This is a genomic window from Shewanella cutis, assembly GCF_022410515.1.
Taxonomy (GTDB): domain Bacteria; phylum Pseudomonadota; class Gammaproteobacteria; order Enterobacterales; family Shewanellaceae; genus Shewanella; species Shewanella cutis.
Genome location: NZ_JACSDI010000003.1, coordinates 358,723 through 378,250, shown reverse-complemented (window position 1 = coordinate 378,250; position 19,528 = coordinate 358,723). Strand labels below are relative to the sequence as shown.

Sequence of the window (19,528 nt, the reverse complement as noted above, 5' to 3'; positions counted from 1 at the left end):
AATGAAATCACTTTTGCCAATCAGCAGCCTGCTAGTGCTACTCGGCTCTGCCTCAGTCTTTGCCGCAGATCTGAATATCCCTATGTCATTCGAATACCTTGCCCTCGACGGCAAAAAAGTCGAGTCCAGCGTATTCAACCATAAAAGCAGTTTAGAATTGGCACCCGGCACCCACAAAATCGCTATTCGCTACCACGAAATGGTGGAAGATGATTTCAGTGACAGCCAAACTTTTGTTAAGTCATCTCCCTTTATTGTGACCCTAGAGGTCGATGGCGATCATCAATATTATTTACAAGCCGCTGAAGGCAAAGTCGTTAAAAAGCCTAAAGTGTTTGCCCAAAATCCCCAAGTAGTGCTAACCCGTGCTGACAAAGCTCAAGTGAACTATCAGGTCACCAATACAAACATTGAAGAAGAGAGCTTCGTATCTCGTCTATTCAGTGGTAACCAAGCGGTGGATGTTTCTGGTACTGCTGCCACAGCAACAGGTGTTGCAGGCGCAGCGGCCGTCGCAGCGACACCAGCACCTACATCAGCGCAAGTCGCAGTAAGTGCAACATCAATAACAGCACCAACCGACGCCTCAAAAGCAACCGGTGCAAACCCACAACAGATGTTACAGTACTGGTGGTTACAAGCTGACGAGAAAACTCGTAAAGAGTTTATGAGCTGGGCAATTTCACAGCTCTAATTTACATGATCCCATTGGTTTATCACGCCAGCTACTCTAAGCTGGCGTTACCCGCCCACCATCGCTTCCCCACCACCAAATACGCACATCTTTATCAGTTTCTCCTCGATAACCAACTTGCCACGCCTACACAATTTCACACTCCTACGCCAATGACAGCCGAGGAGATAATGCAAGTGCACCATCGGGATTACGTTGAGCAGTTTATTGATGGCACCTTAGCGACTTCTGCACTCAGGCGCATTGGATTTCCCTGGAGTGAAGCATTGGTTGAACGCACTTTGCATTCCGTTGCGGGCACCAGTTTGACAACAGCCTTAGCATTGCAAACAGGTATAGCACTGCACTTAACCGGGGGTTATCACCATGCGCACTATGAGTTCGGCAGTGGCTACTGTATTTTCAATGACTTAATTATTGCGGCGCGAAAACTTATAGCGGAGCAGCAACTGCATAAGATTTTGATTTTTGATTGTGACGTTCATCAAGGCGATGGCACTGCCACTCTTAGCCAACTACATCAAGGGATTATCAGTTGTTCTATTCACTGCAAAGACAACTTCCCTAGCCGTAAACAACATTCACACTACGATATTGAACTTGTCAAAGGCACGAATGATAGCGCCTATTTAGACACCGTTGAGCAGACACTCGAGTTGCTAATCCGTCTACATCAACCGGATTTAATCCTCTATGACGCTGGCGTTGATATCCATCAGGATGATGACTTAGGTCATCTCAAGATCAGCCAGCAAGGGCTGTATCAGCGCGATATCACCGTACTATCCATAGCCAAAGCGGCAAATATCCCTGTCGCCGCGGTAATTGGCGGCGGCTATAGCAGAGACGCACTACAATTAAGCCAGAGACATAGCCAACTTTTTATTGCAGCAAACCATTTGTGGTTGCACACTCAATAAAAACCACCATGGAGCACAACGATGCAACTCGAAATCCGTAACTATTACGAAGTTCTCTTAATGGAAATGTTATCCGATGAAGGCCTCATCGATGAACTGCCGGAGGATTATTTAGCCGATCTCTGCTGTGTCACGCTCAATCAACTGCCCGTACGTTATATTCGCCACTTAGTCGACACCTACTTTTTTGAAGATTACGATGAATTGCAAGAACTTAAGCGGGAAATCCAAGCAGCACTCGAAAAATCGCGCGTCTTTCTAAAACAGAATTTACAAAAAAGAATACAGGAAGAAAGCGAAGGGTAAATCGATTTTAAAATACATGAATTGGAATAAATAATCGTCAACCGATTAAATTCATTGGTGAAATTATCAAAGAATATGGTTACACACCGATATAAAAGTGAAAACGAATAGTGATTGTAACAAGACAGGATATTTGGAGGTTCCCCTAGAGCCGACACCCCGGCACACGAGTCGCTTGCTGCGGTTGCTCCCTTCCGGGCCTGGCCGAGTTCACAAGTTATCATTGCGGGGGGACCCTAGGGTCACCATAACTTCGAGTGCATCAAGATGATGACTGAACGACGCGGATTATCCCCCATGCCTTCTATGGGATCAAGTGTTAATCCACCCGTTTGGTAAATATCCAGTTTAACTGGACAATCTATAGGCAAACGCAAGTATTAAAATGATAAAAGCCTGCAAATGCAGGCTTTCTCTTCGCTAAACAACACTCAAGCTCAAACAACTCGAGATGATGCAATCGAGTTACAACTTAATCATATGTCGATTTTGCTCAATCAATTTAGCGCCGATACCTGAAACATTGGCTAACTCATCAATAGCCTTAAATTGTCCATTTTGGGTACGATAATCGATGATGGCCTGCGCCTTTGCGACACCAATACCCTTTAGCAGTTGTAACTGTTCAGCTGAAGCGGTGTTGATATTGACTTGCGCTGCATCAGGTAATGCTTGCTTAGCATCACTTACCATAGTTTTGGCTTCAGTTTTCGCTTGGCTTTGCAACTTAGATACTTCTTTTACCGCATCTGCCGCTATCGCAGGCATGGTTAACAGTGCGGAAAATGCAATAGCACATACCATCGCAGGTAAACTAGATTTTACTTTCATAATAGCTCCTCTCTCCTTGAAATTCGGCCTTTCGTCCAACTTCCGTGGCCACCAATCAAACATAGACGAAGCTTTTACAAATTTCCAAATGCCAAAGTACAAATATTACCTATGGCTAAAATTGGGATCTTCAGAACCGTTATTTTAGGGATGCCATACCACGAAAAAACACTGTGAAGGCATCCTTTCCTAAAAAATGGTTTTTTAAAAATTACACTAACGCAGCTAATGCCTGGCTCAAATCAGCGATGATATCGTCGCAATCCTCTAAACCGACAGAAATTCTCAGCAGATTATCCCCAATGCACGCAGCGGCACGCGCTTCTGGCGAGTAAGGAGAGTGGGTCATTGAAGCCGGATGTTGAATAAGAGATTCCGCATCGCCCAGACTGACCGCAATCGAAAATAATTTAAGGTTACCAACAAACGCCATCGCCTGAGTAAAATCAGCGGCTAATTCAAAGGCGATCACCCCTCCTGCACGCCGCATCTGTTGGCCGATAAATCGATGACCCGAATGGGATTTAAGCCCTGGATAGTAAACTCGAGTCACTGCGGGGTGTTGCTCTAAAAACTCAGCAACTCGCTGCGCATTGTCACAATGGCGTTGCAAGCGGACATCTAAGGTTTTAAGGCCTCGTAGGATAAGCCAAGCATCGTGGGGAGACATCACCGCACCAATATCTTTAAGAATTTCATATTTGACTCGGTGTAATTGTGCTTCACTACCACAAACAATGCCCGCAATCACATCACCATGCCCATTTAAGTACTTAGTCGCACTGTGCACCACAACATCAATGCCCAGCGCTATCGGTTGCTGCAGCAGCGGCGTCATAAACGTATTATCGACAATACTTGTCAGACTATGTCGTTTGGCAATAGCTGCAATGGCGCTCAGATCAAATACCTGCAAATGAGGATTCACTGGCGTTTCACAAAAAATCACCTTGGTATTGGGTTTAATAGCCCGCTCAATCAACTCTACCTCACTAAAGTCAACTAAAGTCACATCAATACCGAAACGGGCAAATTGGTTGGTCATTAGCGCAAAAGTACACCCATATACCGCATTAGATGCCACAAGATGATCACCTATCTGTAAGTTTGCAAGTAGCGCCGCAGACACCGCCCCCATCCCCGATGCCGTTGCTGCTGCAGCTTCAGCCCCTTCTAATATCGCCATTTTCCGCTCAAGCTCTGCAACGGTCGGATTACCAAGGCGGGTATAGATATAGCCTGGCTCGTTGCCTGCAAAACGTTCGCCCCCCTGCTGCGCCGAGTCAAACACAAAAGTTGCAGTTTGATAAAGTGGTGTGACTAACGAACCGAAGGCCTCTCGCTCATGTCCGACATGAATGGCTTGGGTCGCCGCTTTCCACATTTTGCTTGATTCATCTTGCATTGCTTGCTCCTTGTTATGCCATTACATCATTCGATTCTTGATTGATTGTTCGAGGAATGATGATTTGCTTGTGTTTTTAGTCCATATAGATAAGTTAATAAAACATTAGCCCTATCGAATAAGCACTAACATACCCTGCTGAACAGTTGAAACCAGTGCAACGGTGAAAATAGCAACAGAACCACTGTAACTAAGTTGTTACATTCAGCGTTTAGGGCAGAACATCGGCGATAAAAAATGCGCTAATGACAGAGTCATTAACGCATTAGCATTTAGCCTAAAGTGCACTCGCGGTTTTGTGCATTCGGCTATGTTATTTGTCTTTTGCCGTTGAGCTGGTTTTTAGCTCAGCAGCCTCTAATTGGCTCTTAAGCGCATCACGCCCATCTTTGGTCAATAAATTCCCCGCAAATTGTTTAAGTTCCAGCAATAACTCTTGATGGACTTTAGTCAATTTAGGCCGCTGTTCATCCTTGAAACGGATGGGACGGCATAGTGCCATGGCCTGATATCCTAGGCGAGCGGTTAACAAACCGCCCCCTAATCCTTGGGCAAGCCGCGCGGATAATTTACCTGTCATCTCAACCGACAGCAGTTGAGTGCCTAAGTCCGTGACTAACTCACTGGTGCCGGCATAAATAATGTTGATCACTATGCTGCGAATGAGTTTAATCCGGCTCCAGTAACCCAATTCGATACCATAACAAGCGGCGACATCACGTAGCATTCGCTGATTACGCCAAAGAATGATCGCCATATCCAATGCAGCAAGCGGGCTAGCCGCCAATAACACTGCAGACTCGGCCGCATATCGACGCACGATTTTTTTCGCGAGTTCGTCCCGCTCCGTTAGGACTAAGTCCTCAAATAACAGCACTTTTTCGGCATCGTTATGTTCATCTTTTAACGAGTGGCGCAGCCGTTGTAATCCTTGGCTATCGGGATAATGTCGTACGATATTATCGATAAAACCATCGGCCTCACCCATTTGCATACTCAGGGCTAGCCTTGCTCCTGTCTCTTGCGTATCAGCAACTTGTTTAAGCCGTTTGAGTTTTCGATATTCGCCAATAACACCCACTATGGCCCAGCTGCCCACAATCCCAAGCACGGCGCCATAAAAACTAAATAGCCACGGACTTTCAAGCCAAGCATCCCGCAAACCAAGACCTGTCTGCACTAGCGTGAGTAACAGTAATGCCATTAGTGATAAGCGCGCCAACCGAGACCTACGGCGGGATTGATGTAATTTAGGGCGTATGGATGCCACATCTAAAACCTGCGGCTGGGCCGCTAACGTCTCTTCAACAACGTTATCAATCGCTTTTATCGGGGTTTGTGGCGCAAACATTTGCGCACTTTTTAACTCATCCGTTGCAGACTGAAGCTTGACCTGTTCAGCATCAAATACTTGCTGTTTTTTAAGCGTTTGAGTTGTAATCGAAGTAACAGACTGCTCCGACTCATTTATTTGTGACTCAGTTGAATGTGGTAACGGGTCTTTTCTCATTCAAGCTTATCCCCCACAAGATACTGCAGAAGGTGATCAAGACGGATATGGTCAAAATGCACCGAAGAAGGATCGAGATTGCGGTTGTCCGGCGGTGCAAAACCAATAAAGTTAAAGCCTTGCTCACGCCAGAAAGTAGACTCGGGTAAGCGAGTAGGCACTTCACCAGGAAACAAGGTCAGGGCTTGGCCATTCAATCCGGTGCCCTGCACGACTTCCACATCCCCATCTTGAGTAGTCACCATGCCGTGGCGCGTGGCCTTAATCGCACTAATGGCCATAGTCTCAACTTTACAACCATCAAAACCAGCAAAGTGCTGACTGTGCTTGAGCATATCGGTGAGCAAAGATAGCACATGACTTTGTTGATCCCGCGTGACATGGTCAACCTTACTGGCGGCAAACAGCAAACGGTCAACCCGCGGCGCAAAAAGCCGGCGTAAATAACTGGATTGTCCGTATTGAAAACTCTCCATAATGGCATTTAGTGCTGCGCCCATATCTTCGAATTGTGACTTGCCACGATTTAACGCACTAAAGCAATCAACGAGCACCACCTGACGATCAAACCCTGCGAAATGTTGTTTATAAAAAGGTTTAACAACCTTAGCGACATACTCTTGATAGCGCTTTTCCAGCACATGGAAAGCACTATGCTTATCACTTTGTTTAAGGTTGCTCCACTGAGCATCAGTCACAGATAACAGCGGGAAAAACGCCAGCAGCGGCGCACCTTGCCACTCTCCTGGTAATAACATCCGCCCAGGCTGCGCTTGGTAATAGCCCTGCACGTGTACTAAATCATGCAATAACTGCTGATATTGATCGGCAAGCCGTTTCAGTTCCGATTCATCGGCCATCGCCGTTAAATTGAGTGCACTTAACGACGTTTCAAACCCTGTGTATAAAGGTGAACTCTTCAAAACCGCAATCCGCTGCTGCTGAGCAGTACACCACTCAACATAGCTTTGGCGCAGCATAGGTAAATCTAAAAGCCACTCACCGGGGTAATCCACAATATCTAAATACAGCGTTGCGGTATCGGCAAACTTGGCGAGAAATCCCTTTTCTGGCCGATATTTAATGGCTAAACGCAATTCAGAAATAGTGCGAGTCGATTCAGGCCAAGTAGGAGGATTTGAAGTCAGCGCTAACATAGCGCCCTGATAATCAAAACTCGCGATTTCAAGATCCGGCTGCATCGCTCGCTTAACCCCAAGCAAACGTTGTTCACGGCTCACCTGCCAAAGAGGCAAACCATGTTGGCGAGAATGCGATGCAGATGATGCAGCGCCGCTATTGAGTAATTGATTGACTAACCCTGTAATAAAAGCCGTTTTGCCCGCCCCCGATAACCCTGTTACCGCAAGGCGCAAATGCCTATCGGCCGTTCTGTGGAGCAAAGATTGACTCTTTTGTGTGATTTTATGGAGCGATACATCAAGCATTCCCATAAGGATTTCCCTAAATGTTGAATGAGATAACTATATACTGGAATCAACGAGAGATGACACTGGAATCAACGAAAGATAAAACAACAAGGGCGGACATGGCCGCCCTTTAGAGGGATTACAAGCTATTGATTTGTCTTTTTAAATCAAAATTGTCAGACGTCACATGCCGTTCAAGGTTTTGCAATCTCACCTCTAAGCTTCTAAATTGACGACTCACATCGCTCAGTGCTTGTTTAGCAGGCTCCCCCGACTGCCAAGGCTTCTTCTTCACTTCAATGTCATCCCTAACAGAGCTATTTTGGGGTTTAATATCGAGTATCACCCATAACGCCACATAGATAATAAAGACGACACCCGAACCACCCAATAGGAAGATAGAAACCGCAAGCACTCGTACTAACCAAGTTTCAATTGCAAAGTATTCAGCTATCCCTGCACACACACCAGCGATTTTACCTGACTGGGGAATACGGTACAAAGTTCGACCATTAGATCCTCTCATGTTTCCCCCTCCATTCAGGCGATTCTGAATCAAGAATCGCCTCTAAGGTTTCAATACGTGCAGCCATTTTATCGGCTTTGGTGATCAACTCATTAAGCTGCGAAAACTCTTCCTCAGTGAGTCCCTGGCTCACTTGTCGCTTACTGCGATAATGAAGAACTAACCATATTGGCGCGACCACTACCATGAAGATGATAATCGGAGCCATTAGTATGTCCATATCCATAACTCACCTCTAAAATGTTATTCTTCTGCCTTTGTGGGAGCTTTGCCTTTGACTTTTGCCTTGAGCGCCTCCAGCTCCGCATTGACTGAATCTTCAGCTTCTAATGCCGCAAACTCATCAGCTAAGGTTTTTTTGCTGCCAAGATCGTAGGATTCAACCTGGGCTTCTAATCCTTCAACACGGCGCTCATATTGCTCAAACTTAAGCATGGCGTTATCAATTTTGCTTGAATCTAACTGCTTTTTCACTTCTAAACGTGATGACGCTGTTTGAGTGCGCAAAATAATGGTCTTTTGACGCGCTTTTGCATCTAACAGTTTTTCCTGCAGCAGGCTCACTTCGTCTTTTAAACGAGCGATATGCTCATCCAGCACCGCCAATTCTTGGTTTAAGGTATCCACCAAACCAGCCGCTTTTTGTTTTTCAACTAAAGCCGCTTTGGCTAAATCTTCGCGGTCTTTTGAAAGAGCCAGTTCCGCTTTATCCTGCCAATCCTGAACTTGCTCCTCAACTCGGCTGATACGGCGATGCAATTCTTTCTTTTCAGCCAATACTTTTGCTGAGGTTGAACGCACTTCTACCAGTGTATCTTCCATTTCTTGGATGATCAGGCGAACCATTTTTTCAGGGTCTTCGGCTTTGTCGAGTAATGCGCTGATATTAGAGTTAATGATATCGGCGAAACGAGAGAAAATACCCATAATGCTATCCTCAAATTAATGTTGGTCTCGCTCAGGGTAATACACTAACTGTGCCAACTTTTATTTATTATTTAAATTCAAATAGATAAACATTTAATTAACTTTTACTTTATTTTACAGCTCAAGCCACTTATTATGATTTTCACCAAAATTTAGCGTTAAAGACTAAAAAATATCGTGGATAATAAATTTCAGCAAAACAACCTGATCGGCCAATCGAACGCCCTACTCGAAGTGTTAGAACATGTTTCGCAGATAGCGCCGCTTTCTAAACCTGTACTGATTATTGGTGAACGCGGTACGGGTAAGGAGCTGATTGCCGAACGCTTACATTATCTGTCTAAACGCTGGGATCAAGGTTTTATTAAGCTAAATTGTTCATCTTTGAGCGAAAACCTGCTTGAAAGTGAATTGTTTGGCCACGAATCTGGGGCCTTTACTGGCGCCAAAGGCAAACACGAAGGCCGTTTTGAACGGGCCGATGGTGGAACGCTATTTCTTGACGAGTTAGCCAATACCTCAGGGTTAATTCAAGAAAAACTGCTGCGTGTCATCGAATACGGTGAATTTGAACGGGTCGGCGGCAGTAAAACCATTCAAACCGATGTACGGCTAATATGTGCGGCCAACGAAGATCTGCCTTCATTAGCCGAAGCAGGCGAGTTTAGGGCCGACTTACTCGATCGTCTGGCTTTTGATGTTATCACCCTGCCACCACTGCGTTGTCGCCCAGAAGATATCATGACATTAGCGGAGTACTTTGCCGTGGGCATGGCGCGGCAACTTAAGCTGGAACTCTTCAGTGGCTTCAGTGCCAGCGCGATTGATCAACTGATGAGCCATGACTGGCCAGGAAATATTCGTGAACTTAAAAACGTGGTCGAGCGTAGTGTTTACCGTAATTATGGTGAGAATAGGCCCATTGAGCATATTATTCTCGACCCCTTCGCCTCACCGTACAGACCGACAACACGAATTCGTACTCGAGAGCGACAAATCACACCACCACCTCATGTACCTTTAGCGAGTCCGCCTATCGTTACCACAATAACCGATACAGAGGTTACCAAAACCTCGGAATCGATAACAATCAACTTTAATTTTCCCTTAGACTTTAAAGAGCAAACCGAGCGTTATGAGATGGAGCTTATTCAGCAAGCCTTATCGGCAAGTCAGTACAATCAAAAGAAGACCGCTGAAATCCTTGGCTTAAGCTACCATCAGCTGCGCGGCATTCTTAAAAAGTACAATTTGCTCGATAAAGCATAAGCAGATTGCCCATCGGCGAGATGCACTGCTAAAATAGCGGTTCATAGTCGATAAAATAATGATTTTTAAATGAGTGTGTTAATAAGACGCCTTTGCCTAACAACTGCCGTTTTCTGCATGAGTGGGTTGTTGGTTGCATGTGGCCCCCAACAACTCCCTTCTGGTTTGGTTTATTGTTCCGAAGGGAATCCCGAGTCTTTTAATCCGCAGTTGGTGACCTCTGGCACCACTATCGATGCAACATCACACCAAATTTATAGCCGCTTAGTGGACTATGATGCTATCTCTGGTCAACTCGTGCCCGCGCTGGCGACTAGCTGGGCTGAAAGTGATGATGGTCTTAGCTATCGTTTTACACTCAGGGAGAATGTTAAGTTTCAGCACTCGACCCGTTTTACGCCAAGTCGCTCTTTTAACGCCGATGACGTGCTGTTTTCCTTCAATCGAATTATCGACGAGCATCATCCTTATCATGGTGTGTCGCGCACTGGTTATCCTTTTTTCCAAAGCATTGGTTTTTCAGAACAAGTTAAAAGTGTCGAAAAAATCAATGACCATGAAGTGGTGTTTCGTTTAGCTCGAAAAGATGCGTCATTTTTATCGAATCTGGCCACTGATTTTGCAGTAATCCTTTCCAGTGAATATGCCGAGCAACAACTTGCGCTTGGGCACCCTGAAAATATTGACCACTTCGCCATCGGTACTGGGCCTTTTACTTTAGTGCATTACGCTAAAAACGAATATATTCGCTATCGCCGTAATCCTGACTTTTGGGGAGAACCCGCCAATGTGGAGATGCTGGTCTATGATATCACGCCCAAAAGTACCGTGAGACTGGCCAAATTGATCGCGGGTGATTGTAGTGTTTCAGCCCTGCCCAAAGCGGGAGAACTGCCGGTTATCAAACAACATGAGCAGCTCAAAATCGAATCACAACCTGGGCTTAATGTGGCATTTTGGGCCTTTAATACTCAAAAACCACCATTAGATGATGTTCGAGTGCGCCGCGCCCTCGCCCATGCGGTGGATAAACAAAATATCTTACGTGCTGTTTATCAAAATACAGCGATCGAGGCGATTGGCGTGCTCCCGCCAGCCTCATGGGCCTACGACAGCAATAAAAAGCTGTTGGATTACAATCCTCAAAAAGCCAGAGATCTGCTAAAAGAAGCTGGCATCAGTAATCTGAGCATCGATATTTGGGCAATGCCTGTTGCGAGAGCTTATAATCCTAACGCACTGAAAACAGCAGAGTTAATTCAATCTGATTTGGCCAATATCGGCGTAAAAGTCAATATCATCAGTTACGACTGGAGTGTCTTTACCCAAAGGTTAAGCCGAGATGAATATGACTCAGTACTGATTGGCTGGAATGCCGATAACAGCGATCCAGACAACTTTTTCACACCACTACTTAGCTGCTCATCGATGGAATCGAACAACAATCGCTCCCGCTGGTGTAATAAACAATTTGACGCCATTTTAGATAGAGCCAGAGAAGTCTCAACTCAAGCTGATCGCAAACAAATTTATCAAGAAGCCGAAGCCTTTTTAGCTGATCAAGTGCCCATGCTAAGTTTAGCCCATGCAAAACGGGTCGCTTTAACCCGTAATAATGTACATGATATGCAACTCACACCTTTTGGCGGCATTTCTTTTGTAAAAACAAGCCAAACCTCGCAGGAGACTAACTGATGTTAAGATACCTGTTACGGCGCCTGAATTTATTCCTAGCAACATCACTCATCATGATTGGTGTGCTATTTTATGCAACAGGCCTGTTTCCAGTTGAGCGTACTTTTGCCCTGACTGGCATACATTCACCTTCGGCGAGTCAGTTACTCCAAATTGAGCAAGACTATAAATTAGATAGCAACAAACCGATGCAGTTTATTGCTTATTTACAGCAAAGACTCGGCGGAAATTTGGGCGTATCTGTCACGTCCCATCAAAGCGTTGCAGTGGAGTTGAGTACCGTTCTCCCTGCCTCCTTTGAACTCGCCTTCATGGCCGCAGTGATTGCCATTGGCTTAGGTGTTCCTTTAGGTGTTTTGGCTTCACAAAGCCAGCATAAACTTACCCAAAATACCATTATGGCCATAACCCTTACGGGCTACTCTGTTCCGGTATTTTGGTTAGGTTTGTATTTATCGCTATGGTTTGGTGTCGATCTCGGTTGGCTGCCAATTTCGGGGCAACTCAATCTTTTATATGAAATAAAGCCTGTCACTGGTTTTATGCTGGTCGACATCCTACTTTCCGATTCGCAATACCGTATACCGGCTTTTAAAGATGCCTTATTGCACATCATTCTGCCCGCGACTACGCTCGCAGTGCTGCCTTTTACCGTAGTAGTACGCAGCACGCGCTCTGCGATGATGAATGTGATGAATCAAACCTTTATCCGCGCAGCGGAAGCCAGAGGTATGCATACTAATACCATTATTTTACGCCATGCCTTACCAAACGCGCTTATCCCTGTATTAAAGCACTTGGGTTTAATGCTTGGCTCGTTTGCTAGCTATGCTATTGTTGTGGAAGTAATATTTTCATGGCCAGGTGTAGGTTCTTGGTTAGTATCGGGGATTTATCAGCGGGATTATACTGTTATTCAAGGCGGGATCTTGGCTGTTGCCTTGCTGATCATCTTTTTAAGTATCTTGATTGAGGTGCTGCACACAGTCTTCAATCCATTAAGCAGAAAAGATCTTTATGCCTCTAGTTAAAATTTATCAGGAAGATCAAATTGCCTCCCCTATGATGCGGGTCTGGCAAAATTTTTCGGCAAACCCTTTTGCCTTAGCAGGGCTATGGACCATTGCTTTTTTGCTGCTGCTCACCCTCTTTGGTCCTCTCATTGCCCCCTTTGCGCCAGAGGCGCAAGATCCACGCGCCCTATTATTACCGCCCTCTTGGGATCCCTCCGGCACTGTATCGCACTTTTTAGGCACAGATGATCTTGGCCGCGATATTTTTAGCCGCCTGCTACATGGCGCGCATTTGACTTTTGGTATGGCATTAATGATTGTCGGTACAGCTTTATTTACCGGATTTATCATCGGGTCACTTTCAGGAATGATGCGTGGATTAAAATCCAGTATTTTGGGCCATTTACTCGATGCGCTGCTCTCCATCCCTTCACTGCTGATGGCGATTTTAGTGGTTGCAGTCATGGGCCCTGGGCTTGAAAACGTGTTTTGGGCGGTAGGAATCGCCTTAACGCCACAGTTTGTGCGCTCAATTCATCAATCGGTTCATGAAGAATTACAAAAAGAGTATGTTACCGCGGCCCGTTTGGATGGTGCCAATTCGCTACAGATTTTTTGGTATGTGATTATGCCAAACGTATGGGAGGTAGTGATTATTCAAACCACCTTAGCCATCTCTGCTGCCATTTTAGATATTGCCGCACTTGGCTTTTTAAGCCTTGGCGCTCAAGCCCCAAGCCCAGAATGGGGGGCGATGGTGGCGCAAGGCATGGATAATTTACTCACCGCACCTTGGACTGTGACGATTCCAGGGCTTGCGATTCTCTTTAGTGTGCTTGCCATTAACTTGGTTGGCGATGGCTTAAGATCGGCGCTTGCGCCCATCAGAAACTAACCTATGCCATTACTCGACGTTAGAAACCTGACCATTGAACTCGACACGCCCCACGGCAAAGTGCGGGCCCTTGAGAAAGTGAGCTTGACCCTCAATGCCGGTGAAATCCACGGTTTAGTGGGGGAATCAGGCTCAGGACGCAGCCTGCTTGCCAGAGCAATTCTTGGGATCCCAGGCCCCAACTGGACCATTACAGCCGACCGCATGATGTGGGATGGTAATAATCTGATGGCCATGAGTTCAAAGGAGCGCCGTAATCTGATGGGTTCGGATATGGCGATGATCTTCCAAGACCCTTCAGGCAGCCTTGATCCTTCGCAAACTGTAGGCAGTCAGCTTATGCAAGCGATGCCGAAAAATCCTAAGGCCTTTTTTTGGCAAAAGCATAAACATGCCAAGCTCACGGCGCAAAAGTGGCTTCACAAAGTCGGCATTAAAAATCCGCAAAAAGTCATGTCCAGCTACGCTTGGGAGTTGTCAGAGGGCGAATGTCAAAAAGTGATGATCGCCATGGCGATTGCTAACCAGCCAAGATTATTGATTGCTGACGAGCCGACAAACTCGATGGAACTCAGCACTCAAGCACAAATTTTCCGCCTATTGTCGCAGCTCAACCAATTGCAAAACGTGTCGATTTTAATCATTAGTCACGAGCTTGAAACCCTAGCCCAGTGGTGCGATCACTTATCCGTGCTCTATTGCGGCCAAGTGATGGAGTCCGGCCCAACGGATGAACTGATTAATCAGCCCTATCATCCCTACACTAAGGCGTTATTAGATAATATGCCTGATTACTCGGGGATAGAGGCGCACAAAGCGATTATGCCTACGCTGCCAGGATCTGCACCCGCTTTGCAACATCTGCCAATTGGTTGTCGCTTGGGGCCAAGATGCCCAGAAGCGCAAAAGAAATGTGTTAATCAGCCAAGTTTAAGTCATTCGAGAGACCGCTACTTTGCCTGCCATTTCCCTTACCACGGTGAAACGACAAATGACGACCCCACTGCTTAAAGTTAACGATCTCTTTAAAAGATATGACACCGGTTATAAGGGTTTTACCCGCCAATATAACGATGCCCTCGCACCGGTCTCGTTCGAGCTGAATCGCGGTGAGACCTTGGCTATCGTGGGTGAAGCGGGCTCAGGTAAAAGTACCTTAGCACGCATTTTAGTGGGCGCTGAACCTCGCAGCGGCGGTGAAATTTATTTCGAAGGCGAAGCTTTAGATAGCCGCAATATCAAACAACGCTGCCGCCTCATTCGGATGATTTTCCAAGACCCTAATACGTCGCTCAACCCAAGACTGACTATTGGCCAATTGCTCGATGAACCTTTACGCTTCAATACTCAGCTATCCGCGAAAGAGCGTAACACTCAAGTAATTGACACACTAAGAAAAGTTGGTTTATTACCCGAGCATTCTGACTTTTATCCGCATATGATTTCTGAAGGTCAAAAACAACGGGTCGCCGTAGCGCGAGCACTCATGCTCAACCCAAAAATCATTATCGCCGATGAAGCCCTGACCGCTTTGGATCTCTCTGTCCGCTCGCAAATCCTCAATTTGTTGCTGAAATTGCAAAAAGACCTAGGTTTGTCATACATTTTCGTGTCCCATAACCTTAATATTATTCGCCATGTTAGCGATAAAATTATGGTATTACACAAAGGGGTAATGGTTGAAAAAGCCCCTACAGAACAGATATTTAATTCGCCTCAGCATGAATATACCCAAAGGCTTGTTCAGGAGCAGAGCCTGTTTGTTCACAAACGTTAAACTGCTCCAACCACTTAAATATTCAGGTAAATTGGCTAAAAATAGATGCCATTTAGTTGCCGAAGTATTTATCCTATTGGTCATTTTGATAGAAGAAGCTTAAACATGATTATCAAACCCAAAATTCGTGGATTCATTTGTACCACCACTCATCCCGTTGGTTGTGAAGCTAACGTCCAAGAACAAATTGCCTTGACCAAAGCCAAAGGCAAAATCGCCAACGGCCCGAAAAAAGTGCTTGTTGTTGGTTCATCCAGTGGTTACGGCCTGTCTTCTCGTATTGCCGCCGCTTTTGGTAGCGAGGCAGCCACAATTGGCGTGTTCTTCGAAAAACCAGGTACCGAAGCTAAACCTGGTACTGCAGGTTGGTACAACTCTGCCGCCTTTGATAAGTTTGCTAAAGCTGAAGGCTTATATTCTAAAAGCATTAACTGCGATGCCTTTAGCCATGAAGCCAAGCAAAAAGTCATTGAGCTAATCAAACAAGACTTAGGTCAAGTGGATATGGTGGTGTATTCATTAGCATCGCCAGTACGTAAACTGCCAGATTCTGGCGAGGTGGTGCGCTCAGCGCTCAAACCAATTGGTGAGACTTACACTGCAACAGCGGTAGACACCAATAAAGACTGCATTATTGAAGCCATAGTAGAACCTGCTACAGAACAAGAAATTGCCGATACTGTTACTGTAATGGGCGGCCAAGATTGGGAATTGTGGATTAACGCGCTCGCTGAAGCTGGCGTATTGAGCGACAACTGTAAAACCGTTGCTTATAGCTACATTGGTACTGAACTAACTTGGCCAATTTACTGGCATGGCGCACTAGGTAAAGCCAAAATGGACTTAGACCGTGCTGCAAAAGCCTTAAACGACAAGCTTTCAGTGACAGGCGGTAGCGCCAACGTTGCCGTGCTTAAGAGCGTTGTCACTCAAGCCAGTTCTGCGATACCAGTGATGCCACTATATATTGCGATGGTGTTTAAGAAAATGCGCCAAGAAGGCCTGCATGAAGGCTGTATGGAACAAATCTATCGCATGTTCAGCGAGCGTCTTTTCCGTGCCGATGGTGCAAAACCTGAAACTGACAGCGATAACCGTCTACGTCTAGACGATTGGGAATTGCGTGAAGATATCCAGCAGCATTGCCGTGATCTGTGGCCACAGGTAACGACAGAGAATCTGTCAGAACTGACCGATTATCAAGAATATAAAGCCGAATTTATCAAGTTATTCGGCTTTGGTATCGAAGGCATCGACTATGACGCTGACGTAAACCCCTACGTTGAGTTCGATGTGATTGAGCTTTAATCAAACAGTTTAATCACTTATGTAAAACGCCACCCTCGGGTGGCGTTTTTATTTGCCGAAAATGGCTGACAATACGCTAGACTAGCATGAGTATTTAAACACTAAATAAGGATAAAAAATGAAGATCAGTGCACGTAACACGCTAAGTGGCAAAATTACCGCGATTGAAATTGGCTCAGTAAACAATGAAGTCACCATCGAGTTAGCACCAGGCGTGGTATTAACCTCTGTCGTCACAAAAGCTTCCTGTGAGCGTTTAAACTTAAAGGTGGGAGATTCTGCCTACGCGCTGATAAAAGCCAGCAGTGTAATGATTGGCGTTGATGATTAAATCCATAATGATTATCTCTGCTGCTTGCTAAACAAACATCATTAAGCAATTCATCGTAGAGACAAATAGAAAGGCCAAGTGAATACTTGGCCTTTTTATCTTTTTAGTAACAAAACCATCATGTTAAGGCACTATTAAGGGATAACTGAGCGTTATCCCTCTGTTCTTAACCTTCTACAGGATAGAGCACTTTCGCATTTGCTTTAAGTGACTCAATCAAACCACGGTAATCCGCTTCGCTGTATTGTGCATTTAAGCGTTGTTTAAGCGCATTGACTAATTCATCACTAACAGAATCTGCCGCATTGACTTTATCCAGAGCTACCACAGCGTAACCGTTTGCTAAACCAACAGTACCTACTACTGGCGCAGCACTCGGTGTTGGCATTTGGAAGGCTTTACCCACAATAGCAGCATCGACATCTTGCGCACCACGACCCAATTTAGCCTTAGCGGTTAAGCTCACATCAGCAGCGCCCGCTTTCACTTGCGCCATTAACTCTTCAGCTTTAGCACGGGCCGCTTCGTTTGCTTGTTCTTGCTTTAAACGCTCCGCAATACCTGCTTTCACTTCTGCTAATGGCATAGTACCGGCATCGTGATGTTCTTTCATGCGAATAACCACTACATGATTAGGCTCAAGCTCAATCACTTCACTGTTTAGCCCTTGACGCATCACTGAGTCTGAAAATGCAGCTTTAACGACATCGGGCTTATTCAGCGCCGCTGGCACATCATCACGTGAAAATAGCGGTGTTGTCTTTATCTCAACACCCACCACTTTTGCGGTTTCGGCTAAGGTATCAGGTACTTCGTAGCTGGTATCAGCCAGTTTGCTTTGCAGGCTATAGAATTGATCTACCGCTTTTTTCTCTTGCAACTGAGCAAAAATCTTCGTTTTGACATCAGCAAATGGCACAGTGGTACCAGGCTGAATGTCTAACAGTTTAATGATGTGGAAACCAAAATCAGTTTTCACTACACCTGAATGCTGACCTTTTTGCAATGCAAAAAGTGCAGTATCGAATGTTGGGTCCATTACACCGGGTTCAAACCAGTCTAATTTACCGCCTTGCTCAGCACTCAAGGTATCTTCCGAGTTCGCTTTGGCTAACGCAGCAAAATCAGCACCGCTATCGAGTTGCTTAGCTAAATCTTCCGCTTTGGCTTTCGCGGCCGCCTCATCATTACCAAGAGCAATTAAGATATGCGCAGCTAAACGTTTTTCGTTAGACACGTATTGGGCTTTATGCTCATCATAGTAAGTCTGCGCTTCTTCTTCAGTCACTTTACTGTCTTTGGCAAAATCCGCCGCATTTAATTCAACATACTCTAGGCTCACCTTCTCTGGGCTCATAAATTGCCCTTGGTTAGCGTCATAGTAACTTTTCACTTGCTCATCGGTTACAGATGCATTGGCTAAGAATGGCGCTGAATCAACGACCAAATAACGAATGTCACGAGTTTGACCTTGAAGCTCAGCTAGCTGTTTTGCTTCACCGGGTAAAACAAATTCAGTACCAACCAAAGCTGCCGTTAGCTGACGACGAGTCATATCTACACGCATCATGCTTCTGAAGGTTTGTGGTTGATAACCTAACTGGCGCAAAATGGCTTGATAACGCTCGTTATCAAATTTACCGTCTGTTTGGAAAGCGGGCTCGGATTTAATCGCCTCAATAATTTGCTCGTCAGAAATGCGCAACCCCATCGCAGCGGCAGCTTGATCGACTAGTTTGTCAGCCACTAAACGTTCGAGTACGCTCTGCTTAATGCTTTCTAGGTATCTTTCGTCAGCAGATAACGCAGCAAACATTTCACCCAGTTGTTGTTCCATACGAGCACGTTCGCTCTGATAGGCTTGTTCTAACTCGGCTTTAGTGATCTTATCACCGTTGACTTCTGCAGCAGGGACTTCGGAGGTTGAGCCTAAATAGCTACTTACGCCTGCAAATGCAAAAGATAAAATCACAAGTACGAGAATGCCTTTAGCAATCACGCCTTGCGAACCATCGCGGATCTTTTCTAACATCAGATATCTCGCTCGTTGCGATTAACAAAATAAAAAGGCGCATCACGTTGAGATGCGCCTTTCTGTAATTTATAGGGATTATTCAGACGCTACCACAGGTAAGTGCTAAAACCCCAAGTAATGGTAGAAATTTACCTTCAAAATCCATTACTTTCAATTCGTAAAAAGCACTGTTTTAACAGTGCTTATCATTACGAACGCCTTACAAAGGCTACGATATCAAAAATTAATTGACAGCGTCTTTCAGAGCTTTACCAGCTTTGAATGCTGGAATTTTTGCTGCTGCGATTTTGATTTCTTCACCCGTTTGTGGGTTGCGACCAGTACGCTCAGCGCGCTCACGCACTTCAAAAGTACCAAAACCAACAAGAGAAATTTTATCGCCATCTTTCAGACCTTCGGTCACAGCTGCGATAAAAGAATCCAGTGCACGGCCAGCAGCGGCTTTAGAAATGTCAGCACCAGAAGCGATTTTCTCGATTAGTTCAGATTTGTTCATGTCATCCCCTTGAATGTAATTTTTTTGCGCCGCAACCAAATCCGTCTCTAGAGCGGTCTGCGGAGGCTTTTATAACAAGCTTGAATTCAAAGTTCAAGCTGAGTTCGAAAACCAAAGAAATAAAACTGGATACAGCTCAAAGCCAGTTGCGCCAAGGGCT

The 19,528-nt window shown here is 45.4% G+C and carries 20 protein-coding genes and 1 other RNA gene; 11 read left to right on the top strand and 10 right to left on the bottom strand.

What is annotated here, in order from left to right; translation table 11 throughout:
- The first annotated feature begins 1 nt into the window (after position 1).
- Genes H9J30_RS08345 through H9J30_RS08335 form a run of 3 tightly spaced genes read left to right on the top strand, consistent with a single transcriptional unit; the run spans position 2 to position 1,920 of the window.
- Positions 2-694 carry a DUF2057 domain-containing protein gene (locus tag H9J30_RS08345; protein WP_240130588.1) on the top strand — a complete coding sequence of 231 codons (693 nt, stop codon included), beginning with the start codon at positions 2-4 and terminating at the stop codon, positions 692-694.
- 5 nt (positions 695-699) lie between these two features.
- Positions 700-1,614, top strand: a complete 915-nt coding sequence (locus H9J30_RS08340; protein WP_240130587.1) for a histone deacetylase family protein — start codon at positions 700-702, stop codon at positions 1,612-1,614.
- A gap of 21 nt (positions 1,615-1,635) precedes the next feature.
- Positions 1,636-1,920: a late competence development ComFB family protein gene (locus tag H9J30_RS08335; RefSeq protein WP_240130586.1), complete on the top strand. Its 285-nt coding sequence runs from the start codon at positions 1,636-1,638 to the stop codon at positions 1,918-1,920.
- 142 nt (positions 1,921-2,062) lie between these two features.
- On the opposite strand, the gene ffs is transcribed toward H9J30_RS08335, so the two are convergent.
- The 8 genes from ffs to pspA form a co-directional block, all read right to left on the bottom strand.
- Positions 2,063-2,160, bottom strand: an RNA gene (ffs, locus tag H9J30_RS08330) — signal recognition particle sRNA small type.
- Between the two features lie 225 nt (positions 2,161-2,385).
- Complete coding sequence (locus H9J30_RS08325; protein ID WP_240130585.1) at positions 2,386-2,751, bottom strand: ComEA family DNA-binding protein; 366 nt, start codon at positions 2,749-2,751, stop codon at positions 2,386-2,388.
- A 211-nt stretch (positions 2,752-2,962) separates the two neighbouring features.
- On the bottom strand, positions 2,963-4,156 hold the full coding sequence (gene megL / locus H9J30_RS08320; protein ID WP_240130584.1) for a methionine gamma-lyase: 1,194 nt from the start codon (positions 4,154-4,156) through the stop codon (positions 2,963-2,965).
- A gap of 313 nt (positions 4,157-4,469) precedes the next feature.
- Positions 4,470-5,666: a TIGR01620 family protein gene (locus tag H9J30_RS08315; protein ID WP_240130583.1), complete on the bottom strand. Its 1,197-nt coding sequence runs from the start codon at positions 5,664-5,666 to the stop codon at positions 4,470-4,472.
- A complete protein-coding gene (locus tag H9J30_RS08310) occupies positions 5,663-7,120 on the bottom strand; it encodes a YcjX family GTP-binding protein (protein ID WP_240130582.1) in 1,458 nt (485 codons plus the stop codon). The genes H9J30_RS08315 and H9J30_RS08310 overlap by 4 nt, the downstream gene beginning before the upstream one ends.
- A gap of 115 nt (positions 7,121-7,235) precedes the next feature.
- Positions 7,236-7,622 carry an envelope stress response membrane protein PspC gene (gene pspC / locus H9J30_RS08305; RefSeq protein WP_037428145.1) on the bottom strand — a complete coding sequence of 129 codons (387 nt, stop codon included), beginning with the start codon at positions 7,620-7,622 and terminating at the stop codon, positions 7,236-7,238.
- Complete coding sequence (gene pspB, locus H9J30_RS08300; protein WP_240130581.1) at positions 7,609-7,848, bottom strand: envelope stress response membrane protein PspB; 240 nt, start codon at positions 7,846-7,848, stop codon at positions 7,609-7,611. Before pspB ends, pspC begins: the two co-directional genes overlap by 14 nt.
- A 17-nt stretch (positions 7,849-7,865) precedes the next feature.
- On the bottom strand, positions 7,866-8,549 hold the full coding sequence (pspA, locus tag H9J30_RS08295; protein ID WP_240130580.1) for a phage shock protein PspA: 684 nt from the start codon (positions 8,547-8,549) through the stop codon (positions 7,866-7,868).
- Positions 8,550-8,726: 177 nt separating this feature from the next.
- Between pspA and pspF the strand changes: the two genes are divergently transcribed.
- From pspF to H9J30_RS08255, 8 genes are all read left to right on the top strand, one after another.
- Entirely contained in the window at positions 8,727-9,818 is a 1,092-nt protein-coding gene (gene pspF / locus H9J30_RS08290) for a phage shock protein operon transcriptional activator (RefSeq protein ID WP_240130579.1), read from the top strand.
- Between the two features lie 69 nt (positions 9,819-9,887).
- Positions 9,888-11,513 (top strand): ABC transporter substrate-binding protein, encoded by a 1,626-nt coding sequence (locus tag H9J30_RS08285; protein WP_240130578.1) that lies wholly within the window; start codon positions 9,888-9,890, stop codon positions 11,511-11,513.
- Positions 11,513-12,544, top strand: a complete 1,032-nt coding sequence (locus H9J30_RS08280) for an ABC transporter permease (protein ID WP_240130577.1) — start codon at positions 11,513-11,515, stop codon at positions 12,542-12,544. Before H9J30_RS08285 ends, H9J30_RS08280 begins: the two co-directional genes overlap by 1 nt.
- Positions 12,531-13,421 carry an ABC transporter permease subunit gene (locus H9J30_RS08275; RefSeq protein WP_240130576.1) on the top strand — a complete coding sequence of 297 codons (891 nt, stop codon included), beginning with the start codon at positions 12,531-12,533 and terminating at the stop codon, positions 13,419-13,421. The genes H9J30_RS08280 and H9J30_RS08275 overlap by 14 nt, the downstream gene beginning before the upstream one ends.
- A 3-nt stretch (positions 13,422-13,424) precedes the next feature.
- The gene (locus H9J30_RS08270) at positions 13,425-14,432 is read left to right on the top strand and encodes a peptide ABC transporter ATP-binding protein (RefSeq protein ID WP_240130575.1); all 1,008 of its coding nucleotides are present in this window, start codon (positions 13,425-13,427) and stop codon (positions 14,430-14,432) included.
- Entirely contained in the window at positions 14,413-15,198 is a 786-nt protein-coding gene (locus tag H9J30_RS08265; RefSeq protein ID WP_011071922.1) for a peptide ABC transporter ATP-binding protein, read from the top strand. Before H9J30_RS08270 ends, H9J30_RS08265 begins: the two co-directional genes overlap by 20 nt.
- A gap of 105 nt (positions 15,199-15,303) precedes the next feature.
- A complete protein-coding gene (gene fabV / locus H9J30_RS08260; RefSeq protein ID WP_240130574.1) occupies positions 15,304-16,506 on the top strand; it encodes an enoyl-ACP reductase FabV in 1,203 nt (400 codons plus the stop codon).
- A 118-nt stretch (positions 16,507-16,624) separates the two neighbouring features.
- Positions 16,625-16,837, top strand: a complete 213-nt coding sequence (locus H9J30_RS08255) for a TOBE domain-containing protein (RefSeq protein WP_011071920.1) — start codon at positions 16,625-16,627, stop codon at positions 16,835-16,837.
- A 166-nt stretch (positions 16,838-17,003) separates the two neighbouring features.
- Here H9J30_RS08255 and ppiD read toward each other — a convergent pair whose 3' ends face one another.
- Positions 17,004-18,869 (bottom strand): peptidylprolyl isomerase, encoded by a 1,866-nt coding sequence (gene ppiD / locus H9J30_RS08250; RefSeq protein WP_240130573.1) that lies wholly within the window; start codon positions 18,867-18,869, stop codon positions 17,004-17,006.
- 226 nt (positions 18,870-19,095) lie between these two features.
- Complete coding sequence (gene hupB / locus H9J30_RS08245; protein ID WP_486669440.1) at positions 19,096-19,383, bottom strand: nucleoid-associated protein HU-beta; 288 nt, start codon at positions 19,381-19,383, stop codon at positions 19,096-19,098.
- Between the last annotated feature and the right edge of the window lie 145 nt (positions 19,384-19,528).